Origin of the sequence: Streptomyces sp. NPDC089424, assembly GCF_044749345.1 — a bacterium.
GTDB lineage: Bacteria > Actinomycetota > Actinomycetes > Streptomycetales > Streptomycetaceae > Streptomyces.
The window spans coordinates 92,887-111,724 of sequence record NZ_JBIVHU010000007.1; the positions used below are offsets into that span (position 1 = coordinate 92,887).

The window sequence follows — 18,838 nt, forward strand, 5'->3', positions numbered from 1 at the left end:
ATATGCCCCCGCGCCCCCTTACCGTGACCACCGGCCCCCGAACGCGTTGGTCAAGAAAGAGTTGACCAACGGGCCGCCCCAGCGGCCCGATCCTTTCTCCTCAACGCCGGTTCGAGAGGCTTGTTCATGGCCGACCACGCAACCCACGACGCCCAGGCTCGGGCCAGCCTGCACTTGCTGGTGCGGGACATCGAGCGGGTCCGCCGGCAGGTGGACGCACTGCGCACCCTCACCGCCCAGCTGGGCAACGTCTACCGCCCGCGCCGCTCCGGTCCCTCCACGGGCTTCGTCGTCTACGGACGCGCGCCCGCCCCGACGGTCCGTCTCGCCCAGGAGCTGCGGGACAGCGTCGAGACCCTGGTCACGGCCGCGGTCGACTTCGACCGGTCGCTCGGCTTCTCGTGGGACGCGGTGGGCTCCGCCCTCGGCGTCACCAAGCAGGCGGTGCACCGCCGCTACGGCTCCCGCCGCGCCACCACGCAGGCCGCGGCGGAGGCCGAGCGCAGCACGGAACCGGCGACGACCCGCGCGGTGAACGTGGGCGCCGGCCTCCCCACCGTGCCGACCGTTCCCGCGGCCCGCGCGATGCCGACCCAGCCGACGGCGGGCAGTCCGTCGCTGCGCGAGGAGATCAGGCCGACCGCCTTCCCCGGTCCCCGCAACGGCTGACCCCCCCACCCCACGGCTGCCAGACCCGCCCTCCCGGCGACGCCGGGAGGGCAGCCGTATGTCACGGGGCGGAGACCCGCCCCCGCGTGCCCCACGCGCCCGGGTGCCGGCAGCCCTTCAGCGCCGCTGCCTCACCCGATGTCCGGCGGATCGATCCGTACCCACACCGGCGGTCCGCTCCCCCGGGCCATCCGTGCCGCCTGCGCGGCCTTCAGCGCGGCGGCCAGGGCCGAGCCCCGCCCGGGCGGCACCCGGACCAGGCCCCGTACCCAGTGCTCCCCGGCCGGCGGCGCCCCGGCCCGCCGCGAGCGGCCCGCCGCGACCGGTGTGACGGGCAGCGGCACCGGACCCAACACCTCGGCCTGGGGCGGCAGTTCGACCATCGCCAGGAACTCGGCCACCGCCTCCGGCGGGCCCGACACGGCCGCCATCCGCGACACCGGCGGGAACCCCAGCTCGGCCCGCTCGGCCAGCTCCCGCACCGCGTGGCCCACGGGATCCCACCGCACCAGCGCCTGCACGGGCCGGAGCGTCGGCTCGGCGACGACGACCACCGTCCCCCCGTCGCCCTGCGGCCGCACCAGCGCCGAAGCCGCGATCCACCGCCGCAGCGCGTCCTCACCGGCCCGCAGATCCGGCCGTCCGAGCATCGCCCACCCGTCGAGCAGCAGCGCCGCCGCGTACCCGCCCTCGGCCACGGGCTCGGCCCCCGGCGTGCTCACCACCAGCGCCGGCGCCCCCGGCACCGTGTCCAGCACATGCTCCCGCCCGGACGTCCGCACCGGCACGGCGGGAAACGCCCGCCCCAGTTCCTCGGCGGTCCGCCGCGCGCCCACCACCTGCGCCCGCAACCGGAACGACCCGCACTCCGGGCAGTGCCACGAGCCCTCCTCGCGCCCGCACCACCCGCAGCGCAGCGCCCCCGCGTCCCGGGCCTCCAGGGGCCCCGCGCAGTGCCGGCACCGCGCGGGCGCCCGGCACTGCGCGCAGGCCATCCGCGGCACATAGCCCCGTCGCGGCACCTGCACCAGCACCGGCCCCTGCCGCAGCCCGTCCCTGACCACCTGCCAGGCCAGACTCGGCAGCCGCGCGGCCCGCGCGGCCTCGTCCCGCGCCAGATCCTGGTCGCCCACGGTGCGCACCAGCGGCGCGGCGGCCCGCACCTGCTCCCGCACGGCGACCAGCGGCCGCGCCCATCCGCTCTCCACCAGCTGCGCGGCCTCGACGGTGCAGCTCCAACCGCCCAGCAGGAAGGCGCACTTGTCCTGGGCGGCACGCAGCAGCAGCACGTCCCTCGCATGCGGCTGCGGCGCGTGCTGCTCGCTGTGGCTGTCGTCACCGTCGTCCCAGATCGCGACCAGCCCGAGGTCCCGCACGGGCGCGAACATCGCGGCGCGCGTGCCCACCACGGCCCGTACCGAACCGCGCCGCACGGCGAGCCACTCCCGGTACCGCTTCTCCGGGCCCGCGTCTGCGGTCAACAGGGCGTGCCGCCCCTCACCCAGCAGAGCCGTCAACTCCGCGTCGACCCGGGAGGCGGTCCGTCCATCCGGTACGACAACCAGCGCGCCGCGTCCCGCGGCCAGTGCGGCTGCGACGGCCCGGGCCAGTTCGGCACTCCACGCGGGTCCGGGCAGGGCGTTCCAGACGGCCCGTGGCGCGCCGCCGGAGGCCAGCGCCTCCAGGAACGCCACCCCGTTCTCGTAGCGGGCCCAGGACCCCGCCTCGGGCGCCGGGGGCGGCGGCAGCGGCGCGGGCGACGGCCGCTGCTCGGCGCGGGCGCTGCGCGGCGGCACGGCCAGCTGGAGCACGTCGGCGAGGCTCCCGGCGTACCGGTCGGCGACCGCCCGGGCCAGTCCCAGCAGTTCCTCGCTCAGCACCGGCTCGGGGGACACCACCTGGGCGAGCGCCGCCAGGGGACCGGAGTAGTCCGACTCCGCCCGCCGCTCGACGAGGAACCCGTCGATCAGGCCCCCGCCCTCACGGCGCCCCTCGCGCACCCGGTGCCGCCCGGCCCCGAACCGCACCCGCACCCGCACGCCGGGCTGTGCGTCGGCGTCGAGCTCCTCGGGCACGGCGTAGTCGAAGTAGCGGTCGAGGTGCAGCACACCCTTGTCCACGAGCACGCGCGCGACGGGCAGTTCCCCGGCCAGCGCGGCCCCTCGCCAGGTACGCGGCTTGGCGCGCGGCGTCGTGGCCTTGCGGACGCTCTCCCGGATGAACGCGAGCTGCTCCGGCGGCGCGCCCTCCGCGCCGCCCTCCCCCTGGCTGTTCTCGCTGCTCACGCTTGCATTCTTACCAAACGCCACCGACAACCGACGGGCGCGTGTCCGGAAGGGGACCGGGACAGGGCGAGGCCCGGCCCCCCGAAGGGACCGGGCCTCGTCGCACGTGCGGGAACCTCGGGAACCTACAGCCCCGCGGCCGCGCGCAGCGCGTCCACGCGGTCGGTGCGCTCCCAGGTGAACTCGGGAAGCTCGCGGCCGAAGTGGCCGTACGCCGCGGTCTGGGCGTAGATCGGGCGGAGCAGGTCGAGGTCGCGGATGATCGCGGCCGGACGGAGGTCGAAGACCTCCTCGATCGCCTTCTCGATCTTCTCGGGCTCCACCTTGTGGGTGCCGAAGGTCTCGACGAACAGACCGACCGGCTCGGCCTTGCCGATGGCGTACGCCACCTGGACCTCGCAGCGGGAGGCCAGGCCGGCGGCGACCACGTTCTTGGCGACCCAGCGCATCGCGTACGCCGCCGAGCGGTCCACCTTGGACGGGTCCTTGCCGGAGAAGGCGCCGCCGCCGTGGCGGGCCATGCCGCCGTAGGTGTCGATGATGATCTTGCGGCCGGTCAGGCCCGCGTCACCCATCGGGCCACCGATCTCGAAACGGCCCGTCGGGTTGACCAGCAGGCGGTAGCCCTCGGTGTCGAGCTTGATGCCGTCGTCCAGGAGCGCCTTCAGCTCCGGCTCGACGACGAACTCGCGGATGTCGGGCGCGAGCAGCGACTCCAGGTCGATGTCGCTGGCGTGCTGCGAGGAGACGACGACCGTGTCGAGGCGGACGGCCTTGTCGCCGTCGTACTCGATGGTGACCTGCGTCTTGCCGTCGGGCCGCAGGTAGGGGATGGTGCCGTTCTTGCGCACGTCGGACAGGCGCTTCGACAGGCGGTGCGCCAGGAAGATCGGCAGCGGCATCAGGGTGGGCGTCTCGTCCGAGGCGTAGCCGAACATCAGGCCCTGGTCACCGGCGCCCTGCCGGTCCAGCTCGTCGTCGTCGCCCTCGACCCGGCTCTCGTACGCCGTGTCCACACCCTGCGCGATGTCCGGGGACTGCGCGCCGATCGAAACCGAGACACCGCAGGAGGCGCCGTCGAAGCCCTTCTTCGAGGAGTCGTAGCCGATGTCCAGGATCTTCTCCCGGACCAGCTGCGGGATCGGCGCGTAGGCCTTGGTGGTGACCTCTCCGGCCACGTGCACCAGACCGGTGGTGATCAGGGTTTCCACGGCTACGCGGGACGAGGGGTCCTCGCGCAGCAGCGCGTCGAGAATGGTGTCGCTGATCTGGTCAGCGATCTTGTCGGGGTGACCTTCGGTCACGGACTCCGAGGTGAACAGGCGACGGGACACAACGCTCCCTGGGGTTGCAGCGGCTGCTGGCTGATCATGGGTGGACGGGACGGGGGCTGCGCCCGCCGACGTCCGAGACACAGTTTATCGGTCGCGCTCCGCCACGGGGCCACCGTCTCGCCTCTCGGGAGCGCTGTGACCTGCGGCACGGGCATTCTGCCCAATGTGCGGCGATGTTGGCCAGGGGCGCCACGCCCCTAATGGAGGCATCCGGGGGCGCGGCACGGGCCGGCGGGTCTCACCCGAGACGCGCGGCGACGAGATCCCAGACCGTGTCGGCCAGCGCTTCCTTGGGTCCGTACGGCACGGGCGTCTCGCTGCCGTCGGCGCCCAGCACCACCGCCTCGTTCTGCTCCGAGCCGAAGGTCTTGCGCTCGCCCACCTCGTTCACCACGAGCAGGTCACAGCCCTTGCGCCGCAGCTTCGCGCGCCCGTTGGCGAGCACGTCGTCGGTCTCGGCGGCGAAGCCGACGACCACCTGTCCCGGGCGGGCGCGGTCGGCCGAGATCTCCGCGAGTATGTCCGGATTGCGGACGAGGACGACGGGCTCGGGGTCCTGGCCGTCCTGCTTCTTGATCTTCCCGGACGCGTACGTCGCCGGGCGGAAGTCGGCCACCGCGGCGGCCATGACGACCGCGTCGGCGTCCGCGGCCGCCTTCAGCACCGCCTCCCGCAGCTGCACGGCGGTGCCGACCTGCACGACGTCGACGCCCGCCGGGTCCGGCAGCCCGGAGGTGTTCGCGGCGACCAGCGTGACGCGGGCGCCCCGGGCGGCGGCCGTGCGGGCCAGCGCGTAGCCCTGCTTGCCGGAGGAGCGGTTGCCGAGGAAGCGGACCGGGTCGAGCGGCTCGCGGGTGCCTCCGGCGCTGACGACGACGTGGCGCCCCGCGAGGTCCGGTGCGGCGACCCCGCGGGCCAGCACCCGGCGGCAGACCTCGAAGATCTCGCCCGGGTCGGGCAGCCGGCCCTTGCCGGTGTCGACGCCGGTGAGACGGCCGACGGCGGGCTCGACGACGACGGCGCCCCGGCGGCGCAGCGTCGCCACGTTCTCCTGGGTGGCCGGGTGCTCCCACATCTCGGTGTGCATCGCGGGGGCGAACACGACCGGGCAGCGGGCCGTGAGCAGGGTGTTCGTGAGCAGGTCGTCGGCGAGGCCGTGGGCGGCCTTGGCGAGCATGTCGGCGGTGGCGGGCGCGACGACCACGAGGTCGGCGTGCTGGCCGATGCGCACGTGCGGCACCTCGTGGACGTCGTTCCAGACCTCGGTGGAGACCGGGTGCCCGGACAGCGCCGACCAGGTCGCCGCGCCCACGAAGTGCAGCGCGGAGGCGGTGGGGACGACGCGCACGTCATGGCCCGACTCCGTCAGCCGCCGCAGCAGCTCACAGGCCTTGTACGCGGCGATGCCGCCGCTCACCCCCAGAACGACCTTGGGCTTGTCCACCGTGTCTCCCCGGACTCGACTACCGCGTGTACCGCGTGCGCGGTGTGCGCCGCGTACGCGTCTATGACACACCCAGGCCCGGCGGACGCGCCGCCGGGCCTGTGGGCAGGTCTGCCGCAAGCAGGTCGTACTACTGGGCCGGGCCTTCGACGGCCTCGGACGTCAGCAGCCCCGCGTTGATCTCGCGAAGCGCGATCGAGAGCGGCTTCTCGTGGACGTGGGTGTCGACGAGCGGACCGACGTACTCGAGGAGGCCCTCGCCGAGCTGCGAGTAGTACGCGTTGATCTGGCGGGCCCGCTTGGCCGCGTAGATCACGAGGCTGTACTTCGAGTCGGTGGCCTCGAGGAGCTCGTCGATCGGCGGGTTGATGATGCCCTCGGGCGCGGAGATGGAAGAGGACACGCTCTACCTTCCGATGGATGGGAAAGATTCAGGATGCACGATCAATCACGATCACACAACGTCCATCAAGGCTAGCAGCTCACGCGCCACGTCCTCGACGGAGGTGTTGACCAGGGTCTGATCGAACTCGGGCTCCGCGGCCAGCTCGACCTTCGCGGCCGCCAGACGGCGCTCGATGACCTCGGGCGGTTCGGTGCCCCGGCCGGTGAGCCTGCGCACCAGCTCCTCCCAGGAGGGCGGAGCGAGGAACACCAGCTGGGCCTCGGGCATGGACCCCCGCACCTGCCGGGCGCCCTGGAGGTCGATCTCCAGCAGGACGGGCTCGCCCTTCTCCAGCCGCTCCAGCACGGCCGCGCGGGGCGTGCCGTACCGGTTGCCGGCGAACTCGGCCCACTCCAGCAGCTCGCCGTTGGCGATCAGCTTGTCCATCTCCTCGTCGGTGACGAAGAAGTAGTGGACACCGTGCTGCTCACCGGGGCGCGGCCTGCGGGTCGTCGCCGACACCGAGAGCCAGACCTCGGGGTGTTCCTTGCGCATATGGGCGACGACCGTGCTCTTGCCGACCCCGGAGGGTCCGGAGAGCACGGTCAGCCGCGGACGTTCACTCATGCAGCGATTATTCCAGCTGTCCCGGAGTGCCCGGGACCATGCCCGGAGTCCTCCGGAGGGTCAGGAACCCGTGCTGCCGAATTCGCGCTCGAGCGAGGCGATCTGGTTGGAGCCGAGACCACGCACGCGGCGGCTCTCGGAGATACCGAGTCGCTCCATGATCTGCTTGGCGCGGACCTTGCCCACGCCCGGCAGGGACTCGAGGAGAGCCGAGACCTTCATCTTGCCGATGACGTCGTTCTCCTGGCCCTGCTTGATGACCTCGTGAAGGGAGGCGCCGGAGTGCTTGAGTCGATTCTTGACCTCGGCCCGCTCCCGGCGAGCCGCGGCGGCCTTCTCGAGCGCGGCTGCGCGCTGTTCGGGGGTAAGGGGCGGAAGAGCCACGCCTACGTCACCTCGGATGTCGAACTGTCGGATACGGACCGGTGAGGAACCTAGTGGCCCCACACCAGGGGAGCTACGAGCAACACGCTTGCCCGTTGACTCTCGTCGGAGACTAGCGGTCATGTCCGCCAGAGTCAGCGAGAACAGCGGAAAAGTCCTGGTCAGCCTCTGTCAGGACAGGATATTTCAGACATACTGCCCTGGATTTGAGGATGTATCCAGCCTCAAGCGCTTCCTGAACCCCTGGTCGGGGCCTTCAGGCCGCCGTCAGCGCGGCCGAGATCTCCTCCGCGAAGCGCTCCGCGGCGGTACGCAGAGCGACCACGTCGGGACCGTGCCGCAGCACCCCACGGCTGACGTTCGGCACCACGTTGCGCACGGCGGCACCGAAAACCGCGGGCAGGTCGGCCGGAGTGGCCCCCTGCGCACCGATGCCGGGGGCGAGCAGCGGACCGCCGACGGCGAGGTCGTACGACGAGAGGTCACCGAGCGTGGCGCCGACGACCGCGCCGAAGGAGCCCATCGGCTCCTCCCCCGCGTTCTCGGCGGCCAGGTGGGCCAGCACGGTCGCGCCGACCGTACGGCCGTCGGCCCGCACCGCGTGCTGGACCTCCGCGCCCTCGGGGTTGGAGGTCAGGGCCAGCACGAACAGGCCCGCGCCGTTCTCCCGTGCCAGGTCCACGGCCGGCTTCAGCGACCCGTAGCCGAGGTACGGCGAGACGGTCAGCGCGTCGGAGAACAGCGGGGCGTCCTTGTGCAGGAAGCTCTCGGCGTAGGCGGCCATGGTGGAGCCGATGTCGCCGCGCTTGGCGTCCATGACGACCAGCGCGCCCGCCGCCCGCGCCTCCTCGACCGTCTTCTCCAGCACGGCGACACCGCGCGACCCGAAGCGCTCGAAGAAGGCGCTCTGCGGCTTGAGGACGGCGACCCGGTCGGCCGTGGCCGCCACCACGGTGCGGCTGAACCGCTCCAGGCCGGCGACGTCGTCGTTCAGGCCCCAGTCGGCGAGCAGGGAGGCGTGCGGGTCGATGCCGACGCAGAGGGGACCCCGCTCGTCCATGGCGCGGCGCAGGCGTGCGCCAAAGGGTTCCAGGCTCATGTGGCCTTCCTCACATCGGCGCCGACGGCGTCGGCGAGCGTGGCGTACGGGCTCGTGCGCAGTCGGGCGGCGAGGCCCTTGTGGATCGCGCGGGCCCAGAAGGGGCCCTCGTAGATGAAGGCGCTGTAGCCCTGCACCAGGGTGGCGCCGGCCAGGATGCGCTGCCAGGCGTCCTCGGCGTTCTCCACGCCGCCGACGCCGATCAGGGTGATGCGGTCGCCCACGCGCGCGTACAGGCGGCGCAGCACCTGAAGGGAGCGGGCCTTCAGCGGGGCGCCGGACAGGCCGCCGGCCTCCTCGACCAGCGCCGGGTCGGCCTTCAGGCCCAGTCCGGAGCGCGCGATGGTGGTGTTCGTGGCGATGATCCCGTCCAGGGCCAGCTCGACGGCGAGGTCGGCGACGGCGTCGACGTCCTCGTCGGCCAGGTCGGGCGCGATCTTCACCAGGAGCGGCACCCGCCGGGAGGTGACCATGCGGTCGGCGGCCTCGCGCACGGCGGTCAGCAGGGGGCGCAGGTGGTCGACGGCCTGGAGGTCGCGCAGCCCCGGCGTGTTGGGCGAGGAGACGTTCACGACCAGGTAGTCGGCGTACGGCGCCAGCCGCTCCGCCGACTTCACGTAGTCCAGGACGGCCTCGGCCTCGGGGACCACCTTGGTCTTGCCGATGTTGACACCCACGACGGTCCGGAAGACCGGCTCACGCGAGGCGAGGCGGGCGGCGACGGCCAGCGAGCCGTCGTTGTTGAAGCCCATGCGGTTGATCAGCGCACGGTCCGGGACCAGCCGGAACAGCCGCTGCTGCGGGTTGCCGGGCTGTGCCTCACCGGTCACCGTGCCGATCTCGACGTGGTCGAAGCCGAGCATCGACATGCCGTCGATGGCCACCGCGTTCTTGTCGAAGCCGGCCGCGAGCCCGAAGGGGCCGTGCATGCGCAGGCCGAGGGCCTCCGTGCGCAGCTCCTTGTGGCGGGGCGCCAGCACGGCCGCGACGAAGGTGCGCAGCACGGGGACGCGCACGGCGAGGCGGATCCAGCGGAAGGCGAGGTGGTGTGCCCGCTCGGCGTCCATGCGCCGGAAGACGAGACGGAAGAAGATCTTGTACATGTGTCCTCACGAAGACAGGTGTCCTCACGAAGAGGGGGACACCGTCTTCGGTGTCCCCCTCAGGGCGGTCAGTCGCGGGCCGCGGTCAGCACCTGCGCGTGTTCCTGGAGCGATCGCACGCCCACGTCCCCGTGGTTGAGCGCGTCGATGCCCTGGACGGCGGCGGCGAGCGCCTGGACGGTCGTCAGGCACGGCACGGACCGGGCCACGGCCGCGGTGCGGATGTCGTAGCCGTCGAGACGGCCGCCGGTGCCGTACGGGGTGTTGACGATGAGGTCGACCTCGCCGTCGTGGATGAGCTGGACGATCGTCTTCTCGCCGTTCGGGCCGGTGCCCTCGGACTGCTTGCGCACCACGGTGGCGTGGATGCCGTTGCGCTTGAGCACCTCGGCCGTGCCGGACGTGGCGAGCAACTCGAAGCCGTGCGCGACCAGTTCACGGGCCGGGAAGATCATCGAGCGCTTGTCGCGGTTGGCGACCGAGATGAACGCGCGGCCCTTGGTGGGCAGCGGGCCGTAGGCGCCGGCCTGCGACTTGGCGTACGCCGTTCCGAAGACGGAGTCGATGCCCATGACCTCGCCGGTGGAGCGCATCTCCGGGCCGAGGACGGTGTCGACGCCGCGCCCGGAGGTGTCCCGGAAGCGGGTCCAGGGCAGCACGGCCTCCTTGACGGAGATCGGCGCGTCCAGCGGCAGCTCGCCGCCGTCCCCGCGCCCGGGCAGCAGGCCCTCGGCCCGCAGCTCAGCGATGGTCGCGCCCAGCGAGATGCGCGCGGCGGCCTTGGCCAGCGGCACCGCGGTCGCCTTCGAGGTGAAGGGGACCGTGCGCGACGCGCGCGGGTTGGCCTCCAGGACGTAGAGGATGTCGCCCGCCATCGCGAACTGGATGTTGATCAGACCGCGGACGCCCACGCCCTTGGCGATCGCCTCGGTCGAGACGCGCAGGCGCTTGATGTCGAAGCCGCCGAGCGTGATCGGGGGCAGGGCGCACGCCGAGTCGCCGGAGTGGATGCCGGCCTCCTCGATGTGCTCCATGACACCGCCGAGGTAGAGCTCCTCGCCGTCGTAGAGGGCGTCGACGTCGATCTCGATCGCGTCGTCGAGGAACCGGTCCACCAGCACCGGCCGGGAGGGGCTGATCTCGGTCGACTCGGCGATGTAGGACGACAGCCGGGCCTCGTCGTAGACGATCTCCATGCCGCGGCCGCCCAGGACGTACGACGGGCGCACGAGGACCGGGTAACCGATCTCGTCGGCGATGGCCTTGGCCTCGGTGAAGGTGGTGGCCGTGCCGTGCTTGGGGGCAGGCAGGCCGGCCTCCTCGAGGACCTGGCCGAAGGCGCCGCGGTCCTCGGCGGCGTGGATGGCCTCCGGGGGGGTGCCGACGATCGGCACGCCGTTGTCCTTGAGCGCCTGCGCGAGGCCCAGCGGGGTCTGGCCGCCGAGCTGCACGACGACGCCCGCGACCGGGCCGGCCTGCTGCTCGGCGTGCACGATCTCCAGCACGTCCTCCAGCGTGAGCGGCTCGAAGTACAGCCGGTCGGAGGTGTCGTAGTCGGTGGAGACGGTCTCCGGGTTGCAGTTGACCATCACGGTCTCGAACCCGGCGTCGCTCAGCGCGAACGAGGCGTGCACGCAGGAGTAGTCGAACTCGATGCCCTGGCCGATGCGGTTGGGACCCGAGCCCAGGATGATCACGGCGGGCTTCTCGCGCGGCGCGACCTCGGTCTCCTCGTCGTAGGAGGAGTAGAAGTACGGGGTGCGCGCGGCGAATTCGGCGGCGCAGGTGTCCACCGTCTTGTAGACCGGGCGCACACCGAGCGCGTGCCGGACCTCGCGGACGACGTCCTCGCGCAGCCCGCGGATCTCGGCGATCTGCTGGTCGGAGAAGCCGTGCCGCTTGGCCTGCGCGAGCAGGTCCGTGGTGAGCTCGGGCGCGCTCGCCAGCTCGTCGGCGATCTCCTTGATGAGGAAGAGCTGGTCGACGAACCAGGGGTCGATCTTCGTGAACTCGAAGACCTCCTCGGGCGTCGCACCGGCCCGGATGGCGCCCATGACGGCGTTGATCCGGCCGTCGGTCGGGCGCACCGCCTCGCGCAGCAGCTCGGCCTTGTCGCCGGGCTCGCCGACGAAGGTGAACTGGCTGCCCTTCTTCTCCAGCGAGCGCAGCGCCTTCTGGAAGGCCTCGGTGAAGTTGCGGCCGATGGCCATGGCCTCGCCGACCGACTTCATCGTGGTCGTCAGGGTCGAGTCGGCCTGCGGGAACTTCTCGAAGGCGAACCGGGGCGCCTTGACGACGACGTAGTCCAGGGTCGGCTCGAAGGACGCCGGGGTCTCCTGGGTGATGTCGTTGGGGATCTCGTCGAGGGTGTAGCCGACGGCGAGCTTGGCGGCGATCTTGGCGATCGGGAAGCCGGTCGCCTTGGAGGCCAGCGCGGACGAACGCGACACGCGCGGGTTCATCTCGATGACGATCACCCGGCCGTCGGCCGGGTTGACGGCGAACTGGATGTTGCAGCCGCCGGTGTCGACGCCGACCTCACGGATGACGGCGATGCCGATGTCGCGCAGGATCTGGTACTCGCGGTCGGTGAGCGTCATCGCGGGCGCGACCGTGATCGAGTCGCCGGTGTGCACGCCCATCGGGTCGAAGTTCTCGATGGAGCAGACGACCACGACGTTGTCGTTCCTGTCGCGCATCAGCTCCAGCTCGTACTCCTTCCAGCCGAGGATGGACTCCTCCAGGAGCACCTCGGTGGTCGGGGAGAGCGTCAGGCCCTGGCCGGCGATGCGGCGCAGCTCCTCCTCGTCGTGCGCGAAGCCGGAACCGGCACCGCCCATCGTGAAGGACGGGCGGACCACCACGGGGTAGCCGCCGAGCTCCTCGACGCCCGCGAGCACGTCGTCCATGGTGTGGCAGATCACCGAGCGGGCGGACTCGCCGTGCCCGATCTTGCGCCGGACCTCGGCCACGACGTCCTTGAACTGGTCGCGGTCCTCGCCCTTGTGGATCGCCGCCACGTTGGCGCCGATCAGCTCGACCCCGTACTTCTCCAGCACGCCGTTCTCGTGCAGCGAGATCGCCGTGTTGAGCGCCGTCTGGCCGCCCAGCGTGGGCAGCAGCGCGTCGGGCCGCTCCTTGGCGATGATCTTCTCGACGAACTCCGGGGTGATCGGCTCGACGTAGGTGGCGTCGGCGATCTCCGGGTCGGTCATGATCGTCGCCGGGTTGGAGTTCACGAGGACGACCCGCAGCCCCTCGGACCGCAGGACGCGGCACGCCTGGGTGCCGGAGTAGTCGAACTCGGCGGCCTGGCCGATGACGATCGGGCCGGAGCCGATGACCAGGACGGACTGGATATCGGTGCGCTTAGGCACGCTGGCCCTCCATGAGCTTCACGAAGCGGTCGAACAGGTAGGCGGCGTCGTGCGGGCCCGCTGCCGCTTCGGGGTGGTACTGGACGCTGAAAGCCGGCTTGTCGAGGAGCTGGAGACCCTCCACCACGTTGTCGTTGAGGCAGACGTGGGAGACCTCGGCGCGGCCGAAGGGGGTGTCGGACACCTCGGCGAGCGGGGCGTCGACGGCGAAGCCGTGGTTGTGCGCGGTGACCTCGACCTTCCCGGTCGTACGGTCCTGCACCGGCTGGTTGATGCCGCGGTGGCCGTACTTCAGCTTGTAGGTGCCGAAGCCGAGGGCGCGGCCCAGGATCTGGTTGCCGAAGCAGATGCCGAACAGCGGCGTGCCGCGCTCCAGGACGCCGCGCATCACGGAGACGGGGTGGTCGGCGGTGGCCGGGTCACCGGGGCCGTTGGAGAAGAAGACGCCGTCGGGGTTCACGGCGTAGACGTCCTCCACGCTCGCCGTGGCCGGCAGCACGTGCACCTCGATGCCGCGTTCGGCCATCCGGTGCGGGGTCATGCCCTTGATGCCGAGGTCGACGGCGGCGACGGTGTACTTCTTCTCGCCGATCGCGGGGACGACGTACGGCTCGCTGGTGGCGACCTCCGCGGCGAGGTCGGCGCCCTTCATCTCGGGGGCCTGGCGCACCTCGGCGAGCATGGTGCCCTCGTCGGGCAGCGCGTTGCCGGAGAAGATGCCGACGCGCATGGCGCCGCGCTCGCGCAGGTGCCGCGTCAGCGCGCGGGTGTCGATGCCGGAGATGCCGACCACGCCCTGGCGGCGCAGTTCCTCGTCGAGCGAGCGGCGGGAGCGCCAGTTGGAGGGCACGCGCGCGGGGTCGCGCACGACGTAGCCGGCGACCCAGATGCGGCGGGACTCGGGGTCCTCGTCGTTGATGCCGGTGTTGCCGACGTGCGGGGCGGTCATCACGACCACCTGGCGGTGGTACGACGGGTCGGTGAGGGTCTCCTGGTAGCCGGTCATGCCGGTGGAGAACACGGCCTCGCCGAAGGTCTCCCCCACGGCCCCGTAGGCGCGGCCGCGGAAGACCCGGCCGTCCTCCAGGACGAGTACGGCGGGGACCTTCGTGGTTCCCCCTGTGGAGGTCGTCATCGTTCGGCGCCTTCCGTGGTGCTGGTGGTGATCATGGAGTTGATTGCGTCGACCCACTCGTTGTGCTCGGCCGCGCGGTCGGAGCGGAAACCGGAGTCGATCAGCCGCTCCCCGTGCGCCCAGGTCACGACGAGCAGTCCGCCCTCGGTGAGGACCTTGCCGGCGATGCCCTTGTCCAGCCGGGCCTCGCGCAGTGCCGCCACCGGGACGAAGAAGTCGCTCGCCCCGGGGCGTACGACGCCCAGGCCCGCGTCCGTCAGCGTGAGCTCGACCCTGCTGCGGGTGCCCAGGCCGTGCGCCACGATGCGGTCCAGCCACTGACCGGCGGTGGTGGAGCCGTGGTAGCGGCCGCTCAACGTCAGTCTCGCCGTGCCGGGCTCTTCCGGCGCGCCGGGCAGCTCCGGCAGGTCGCCCTGGAGCGTGCCGCGCCACTTCCAGCCCTCGCGCATCAGCCAGTAGACGAGCGCGACGAACAGGGCGAGGCCGACGACCCAGCCGATGCGGGCGGCCCAGTCGGTCACTTCCGCCGATTCCTTACCGGCGGCGAGCAGGATTACAGGTGTCACGTGAGCTTCCCGTCGACGAGCGTGGCCTTGCCCCGGAGCCAGGTGTGCGTGACACGGCCCGGCAGCTCGCGGCCCTCGTAGGGGGTGTTGCGGCTGCGCGAGGCGAAGCCCGCGGGGTCCACCGGCCCACGGTATGCCGTGTCGAGGAGGGTGAGGTTCGCGGGCTCACCTGCCGAGACGGGCCGTCCGTGGCCGGTGGCCCGGCCGATCCGGGCCGGCGCGAAGGACATCCGGTCGGCCACGTCCGCCCAGCCGAGCAGCCCCGTGTCGACCATCGTCTCCTGGACCACCGACAGCGCGGTCTCCAGGCCGACCATGCCCATGGCGGCGGCGGCCCACTCGCAGTCCTTGTCCTCGTGCGGGTGCGGGGCGTGGTCGGTGGCGACGATGTCGATCGTGCCGTCGGCCAGCGCCTCGCGCAGCGTCAGCACGTCCCGCTCGGTGCGCAGCGGCGGGTTCACCTTGAAGACCGGGTTGTAGCTGCGCACCAGCTCGTCGGTGAGGAGCAGGTGGTGCGGGGTGACCTCGGCGGTGACGCGGATGCCGCGGGACTTGGCCCAGCGCACGATCTCCACCGAGCCGGCGGTCGACAGGTGGCAGATGTGCACGCGGGAGCCGACGTGCTCGGCGAGCAGGACGTCCCGGGCGATGATCGACTCCTCGGCCACCGCGGGCCAGCCGCCGAGACCGAGCTCGGCGGAGACGACGCCCTCGTTCATCTGGGCGCCCTCGGTCAGCCGCGGCTCCTGCGCGTGCTGGGCGACGACCCCGTCGAAGGCCTTCACGTACTCCAGGGCCCGGCGCATGATCACGGCGTCGTCGACGCACTTGCCGTCGTCGGAGAAGACGGTCACTCCGGCCGCCGACTCGTGCATGGCGCCGAGCTCGGCGAGCTTCCTGCCCTCCAGGCCGACGGTGACGGCACCGATCGGCTGCACGTCGCAGTAGCCGTGCTCCCGGCCCAGCCGCCAGACCTGCTCGACCACACCGGCGGTGTCCGCCACGGGGAAGGTGTTGGCCATGGCGAACACGGACGTGTAGCCGCCGGAGGCGGCCGCGCGGGTGCCGGTCAGCACGGTCTCGGAGTCCTCGCGGCCGGGCTCGCGCAGATGGGTGTGCAGGTCGACCAGGCCCGGCAGCAGCACCTTGCCGCCTGCCTCCACGACCTCGGCGCCCTCGGCCGACAGGCCGGTGCCGACCGCGGCGACGACCTCGCCGTCGATCAGCACGTCCTGCGGTTCGCCGCCGAGCACCTTCGCACCACGGATCAGGATCTTGCTCATCTTTCTTACTTCTCCTCGGTACGGGTGGTGGTGGCGGGTTCGTTTCCACCGAGCAGCAGATACAGAACGGCCATCCGGATGGAGACTCCGTTTGCGACCTGCTCGATCGCGGTGCAGCGCTCGGAGTCGGCGACCTCGGCGGTGATCTCCATGCCGCGGACCATCGGACCGGGGTGCATCACGATGGCGTGCTCGGGCATCTTCGCCATCCGGTCGCCGTCCAGGCCGTAGCGCCGCGAGTACTCGCGCTCGGTCGGGAAGAACGCGGCGTTCATGCGCTCGCGCTGCACGCGCAGCATCATCACGGCGTCCGACTTGGGCAGCGTGCTGTCGAGGTCGTAGGAGACCTGGCAGGGCCAGGTCTCGATGCCGACCGGCAGCAGGGTGGGCGGGGCGACGAGGGTGACCTCGGCGCCGAGGGTGTGGAGCAGGTCGACGTTGGAGCGGGCGACCCGGCTGTGCAGGACGTCGCCGACGAGGGTGACCCGCTTGCCGGCCAGGTCGTGGCCGAGCCCGGCGTCCCTGCCGACCAGGCGGCGGCGCATGGTGAAGGCGTCGAGCAGCGCCTGGGTGGGGTGTTGGTGGGTGCCGTCACCGGCGTTGATGACGGCCGCGTCGATCCAGCCGGAGTTCGCCAGCCGGTAGGGGGCCCCGGAGGCGCCGTGCCGGATGACGACCGCGTCGACGCCCATGGCCTCCAGGGTCTGCGCGGTGTCCTTGAGGGACTCGCCCTTGGAGACCGAGGATCCCTTGGCGGTGAAGTTGATGACGTCCGCCGACAGCCGCTTCTCGGCGGCCTCGAAGGAGATCCGGGTGCGGGTCGAGTCCTCGAAGAAGAGGTTGACCACGGTGCGGCCGCGCAGGGTCGGCAGTTTCTTGATCGGCCGGTCGGCGACCCGGGACATCTCCTCGGCGGTGTCGAGGATCAGGACGGCGTCGTCGCGGGTGAGGTCGGCGGCCGAGATGAGATGGCGCTGCATCTTTCAGGCTCCGTAAGGCAGTTCATTCGGGAGGATTCGGGCAACCAGGAGCACGCCGGGGCGTGCCGAGCCGGCGTACGGCAGCGGCCGTACGCCTTCCGTTGCTACTGGGCGGTCTGCTTCACACCGAGCAGCACGGTGTCGCGACCGTCCTCCTCGGCGAGCTGGACCTTGACCGTCTCCCGCAGCGACGTGGGGAGGTTCTTGCCGACGTAGTCGGCACGGATGGGCAGTTCGCGGTGGCCCCGGTCGACGAGGACCGCGAGCTGGACCGCGCGGGGACGCCCGATGTCGTTCAGGGCGTCGAGGGCGGCGCGGATGGTGCGGCCGGAGAACAGCACGTCGTCGACGAGGACGACCAGCTTGCCGTCGATGCCGTCACCGGGGATGTCGGTGCGGGCCAGCGCGCGCGGTGGGTGCATGCGCAGGTCGTCGCGGTACATGGTGATGTCCAGCGAACCGCACGGCACTTTGCGCTCGGTGATCTCCTCCAGCTTGACCGCGAGCCGCTGGGCGAGGAAGACGCCCCGGGTCGGAATGCCGAGGAGCACCACGTCGTCGGCGCCCTTGGCGCGCTCGACGATCTCGTGGGCGATGCGGGTCAGCACCCGCGCGATGTCGGGGCCTTCGAGCACGGGCCGCGCATCGGACTCTTGCGTGTCCATGGAAACGGACCTCCTTCTCCGCCTCACGGGACGGACCTTAAAGGACGTCGGGATTGCGCCATCCACCGTAGCAGCCCCCGGCGACACCCCAGATCACCCCCCACGGGGTCACGGAATCACCCGTTCGGCCCAAGCCGCGGCCGATACCACGGAAGAGTCGGTGCGGACCATTCGGCTTGACGCAGGAGAGTAACGCTGCGTAACCTCACAGTGAGTTACCAGCCGCGCGGCCTGGAACCACACCAGTCGCGTCGACACAGTGTCCGGGGAGCCATATGTCCAGCGAATACGCCAAACAGCTCGGGGCCAAGCTCCGGGCCATCCGCACCCAGCAGGGCCTTTCCCTCCACGGTGTCGAGGAGAAGTCACAGGGGCGCTGGAAGGCGGTCGTGGTCGGTTCGTACGAGCGCGGCGACCGCGCCGTGACCGTGCAGCGACTCGCCGAGCTGGCGGACTTCTACGGCGTTCCCGTGCAGGAGCTGCTTCCGGGCACGACCCCGGGTGGCGCCGCCGAGCCGCCGCCGAAGCTGGTCCTGGACCTGGAGCGGCTGGCCACGGTGCCGGCCGAGAAGGCGGGTCCCCTCCAGCGCTACGCGGCCACCATCCAGTCGCAGCGCGGTGACTACAACGGCAAGGTGCTCTCGATCCGCCAGGACGACCTGCGCACCCTCGCCGTGATCTACGACCAGTCGCCCTCGGTCCTGACCGAGCAGCTGATCGGCTGGGGTGTGCTGGACGCGGACGCCCGTCGCGCGGTGGCGTCGCACGAGGACGCCTGAGCCCCTCACCGCTTCAGCAGAAACGTGGCGCCGGGGGGGGGGGGGGGGGGGCGGGGGGGGGGGCCCCCCCCCCCGGGGGGGGGCGCCGGGGGGGGGGGGGCCGCCCGCCCCCCACCGCTTCTCCATAACGGTCCCGCGGGGGGGGCCGAAACTCCTGGGTCCCGCCCACCCCGGCGGCTTTCTGAGCGCCTCGTGGGTCCCGGACGTCCCTCCGGCACCCCGGTCGTATGAGAACGCCGGAGGGCCGCAGCGCGGGCTGCGGCCCTCCGGCGTTCTCGGGCGTTCAGTCCTCGGCGGTACGCCGCAGCGAGGGCTTCAGGTCCTTCAGCCGACCGAGTAGGCCGTTGACGAAAGAGGGCGACTCGTCCGTCGAGAACTCCTTCGCGAGCTGCACCATCTCGTCCAGCACGACCGCGTCCGGGGTGTCGTCGACCCAGATCAGCTCGTACGCGCCGAGCCGCAGGATGTTGCGGTCGACGACCGGCATCCGGTCGAGGGTCCAGCCCACCGAGTACTGGGCGATCAGCTCGTCGATGCGCGTCGCGTGCCCCGCGTAGCCCTCGACCAGCTCCATCGTGTACTCGCTCACCGGCGGCTGCCGGGTGTCGGTCCGCGAGTGCCGGATCCAGTCGGCGAGCACCGTCAGGACGTCGGCACCGCGCTGGTCGGCCTCGAAGAGGATCTGGAAGGCGCGCTTGCGGGCCGTGTTGCGGGCAGCCACGG

The 18,838-nt window shown here is 71.8% G+C and carries 17 protein-coding genes; 2 read left to right on the forward strand and 15 right to left on the reverse strand.

Going from position 1 to position 18,838, the window contains the following annotated elements; genetic code table 11:
- The first annotated feature begins 126 nt into the window (after window positions 1-126).
- The gene (locus tag ACIP2X_RS27430; protein WP_401677402.1) at window positions 127-669 is read left to right on the forward strand and encodes a hypothetical protein; all 543 of its coding nucleotides are present in this window, start codon (window positions 127-129) and stop codon (window positions 667-669) included.
- Between the two features lie 131 nt (window positions 670-800).
- Here ACIP2X_RS27430 and ACIP2X_RS27435 read toward each other — a convergent pair whose 3' ends face one another.
- From ACIP2X_RS27435 to pyrR, 14 genes are all read right to left on the reverse strand, one after another.
- Window positions 801-2,954 carry a primosomal protein N' gene (locus tag ACIP2X_RS27435; RefSeq protein WP_401677404.1) on the reverse strand — a complete coding sequence of 718 codons (2,154 nt, stop codon included), beginning with the start codon at window positions 2,952-2,954 and terminating at the stop codon, window positions 801-803.
- A gap of 125 nt (window positions 2,955-3,079) precedes the next feature.
- The gene (gene metK, locus ACIP2X_RS27440; protein WP_365449207.1) at window positions 3,080-4,288 is read right to left on the reverse strand and encodes a methionine adenosyltransferase; all 1,209 of its coding nucleotides are present in this window, start codon (window positions 4,286-4,288) and stop codon (window positions 3,080-3,082) included.
- Window positions 4,289-4,526: 238 nt separating this feature from the next.
- Complete coding sequence (gene coaBC, locus ACIP2X_RS27445; protein WP_401677407.1) at window positions 4,527-5,732, reverse strand: bifunctional phosphopantothenoylcysteine decarboxylase/phosphopantothenate--cysteine ligase CoaBC; 1,206 nt, start codon at window positions 5,730-5,732, stop codon at window positions 4,527-4,529.
- A gap of 130 nt (window positions 5,733-5,862) precedes the next feature.
- Complete coding sequence (gene rpoZ / locus ACIP2X_RS27450; protein ID WP_003988945.1) at window positions 5,863-6,135, reverse strand: DNA-directed RNA polymerase subunit omega; 273 nt, start codon at window positions 6,133-6,135, stop codon at window positions 5,863-5,865.
- Window positions 6,136-6,186: 51 nt separating this feature from the next.
- Entirely contained in the window at window positions 6,187-6,744 is a 558-nt protein-coding gene (gene gmk / locus ACIP2X_RS27455) for a guanylate kinase (protein WP_401677409.1), read from the reverse strand.
- Between the two features lie 60 nt (window positions 6,745-6,804).
- A complete protein-coding gene (locus tag ACIP2X_RS27460) occupies window positions 6,805-7,128 on the reverse strand; it encodes an integration host factor (protein WP_003977346.1) in 324 nt (107 codons plus the stop codon).
- A 256-nt stretch (window positions 7,129-7,384) separates the two neighbouring features.
- Entirely contained in the window at window positions 7,385-8,227 is an 843-nt protein-coding gene (pyrF, locus tag ACIP2X_RS27465; protein WP_401677411.1) for an orotidine-5'-phosphate decarboxylase, read from the reverse strand.
- Window positions 8,224-9,330 (reverse strand): quinone-dependent dihydroorotate dehydrogenase, encoded by a 1,107-nt coding sequence (locus ACIP2X_RS27470; protein WP_401677413.1) that lies wholly within the window; start codon window positions 9,328-9,330, stop codon window positions 8,224-8,226. Before ACIP2X_RS27470 ends, pyrF begins: the two co-directional genes overlap by 4 nt.
- 68 nt (window positions 9,331-9,398) lie before the next feature.
- Window positions 9,399-12,707 (reverse strand): carbamoyl-phosphate synthase large subunit, encoded by a 3,309-nt coding sequence (gene carB / locus ACIP2X_RS27475; RefSeq protein ID WP_401677415.1) that lies wholly within the window; start codon window positions 12,705-12,707, stop codon window positions 9,399-9,401.
- Complete coding sequence (carA, locus tag ACIP2X_RS27480) at window positions 12,700-13,842, reverse strand: glutamine-hydrolyzing carbamoyl-phosphate synthase small subunit (RefSeq protein WP_401677417.1); 1,143 nt, start codon at window positions 13,840-13,842, stop codon at window positions 12,700-12,702. The genes carB and carA overlap by 8 nt, the downstream gene beginning before the upstream one ends.
- Entirely contained in the window at window positions 13,839-14,408 is a 570-nt protein-coding gene (locus tag ACIP2X_RS27485; protein ID WP_401677419.1) for a hypothetical protein, read from the reverse strand. Before ACIP2X_RS27485 ends, carA begins: the two co-directional genes overlap by 4 nt.
- Entirely contained in the window at window positions 14,405-15,691 is a 1,287-nt protein-coding gene (locus ACIP2X_RS27490) for a dihydroorotase (RefSeq protein ID WP_401677421.1), read from the reverse strand. The genes ACIP2X_RS27485 and ACIP2X_RS27490 overlap by 4 nt, the downstream gene beginning before the upstream one ends.
- Before the next feature lie 5 nt (window positions 15,692-15,696).
- The gene (locus ACIP2X_RS27495) at window positions 15,697-16,671 is read right to left on the reverse strand and encodes an aspartate carbamoyltransferase catalytic subunit (protein WP_401677423.1); all 975 of its coding nucleotides are present in this window, start codon (window positions 16,669-16,671) and stop codon (window positions 15,697-15,699) included.
- Window positions 16,672-16,775: 104 nt separating this feature from the next.
- Window positions 16,776-17,336, reverse strand: a complete 561-nt coding sequence (gene pyrR, locus ACIP2X_RS27500; RefSeq protein WP_401677425.1) for a bifunctional pyr operon transcriptional regulator/uracil phosphoribosyltransferase PyrR — start codon at window positions 17,334-17,336, stop codon at window positions 16,776-16,778.
- Window positions 17,337-17,611: 275 nt separating this feature from the next.
- Here pyrR and bldD point away from each other — a divergent pair, with 275 nt between their 5' ends.
- Complete coding sequence (gene bldD, locus ACIP2X_RS27505) at window positions 17,612-18,115, forward strand: transcriptional regulator BldD (RefSeq protein ID WP_401677427.1); 504 nt, start codon at window positions 17,612-17,614, stop codon at window positions 18,113-18,115.
- Between the two features lie 283 nt (window positions 18,116-18,398).
- Here the strand turns inward: bldD and nusB are convergent, their stop codons facing one another.
- A complete protein-coding gene (nusB, locus tag ACIP2X_RS27510; RefSeq protein ID WP_401677429.1) occupies window positions 18,399-18,836 on the reverse strand; it encodes a transcription antitermination factor NusB in 438 nt (145 codons plus the stop codon).
- Window positions 18,837-18,838 lie beyond the last annotated feature (2 nt).

What these genes read in the sequence shown, in the direction of transcription:
- ACIP2X_RS27430 (WP_401677402.1), top strand. Translation starts at nt 127, where the DNA reads ATGGCCGACCACGCAACCCACGACGCCCAGGCTCGGGCCAGCCTGCAC.
- gmk (WP_401677409.1), bottom strand. Translation starts at nt 6,744, where the DNA reads ATGAGTGAACGTCCGCGGCTGACCGTGCTCTCCGGACCCTCCGGGGTC.
- pyrF (WP_401677411.1), bottom strand. Translation starts at nt 8,227, where the DNA reads ATGAGCCTGGAACCCTTTGGCGCACGCCTGCGCCGCGCCATGGACGAG.
- ACIP2X_RS27470 (WP_401677413.1), bottom strand. Translation starts at nt 9,330, where the DNA reads ATGTACAAGATCTTCTTCCGTCTCGTCTTCCGGCGCATGGACGCCGAG.
- carA (WP_401677417.1), bottom strand. Translation starts at nt 13,842, where the DNA reads ATGACGACCTCCACAGGGGGAACCACGAAGGTCCCCGCCGTACTCGTC.
- ACIP2X_RS27490 (WP_401677421.1), bottom strand. Translation starts at nt 15,691, where the DNA reads ATGAGCAAGATCCTGATCCGTGGTGCGAAGGTGCTCGGCGGCGAACCG.
- ACIP2X_RS27495 (WP_401677423.1), bottom strand. Translation starts at nt 16,671, where the DNA reads ATGCAGCGCCATCTCATCTCGGCCGCCGACCTCACCCGCGACGACGCC.
- pyrR (WP_401677425.1), bottom strand. Translation starts at nt 17,336, where the DNA reads ATGGACACGCAAGAGTCCGATGCGCGGCCCGTGCTCGAAGGCCCCGAC.
- bldD (WP_401677427.1), top strand. Translation starts at nt 17,612, where the DNA reads ATGTCCAGCGAATACGCCAAACAGCTCGGGGCCAAGCTCCGGGCCATC.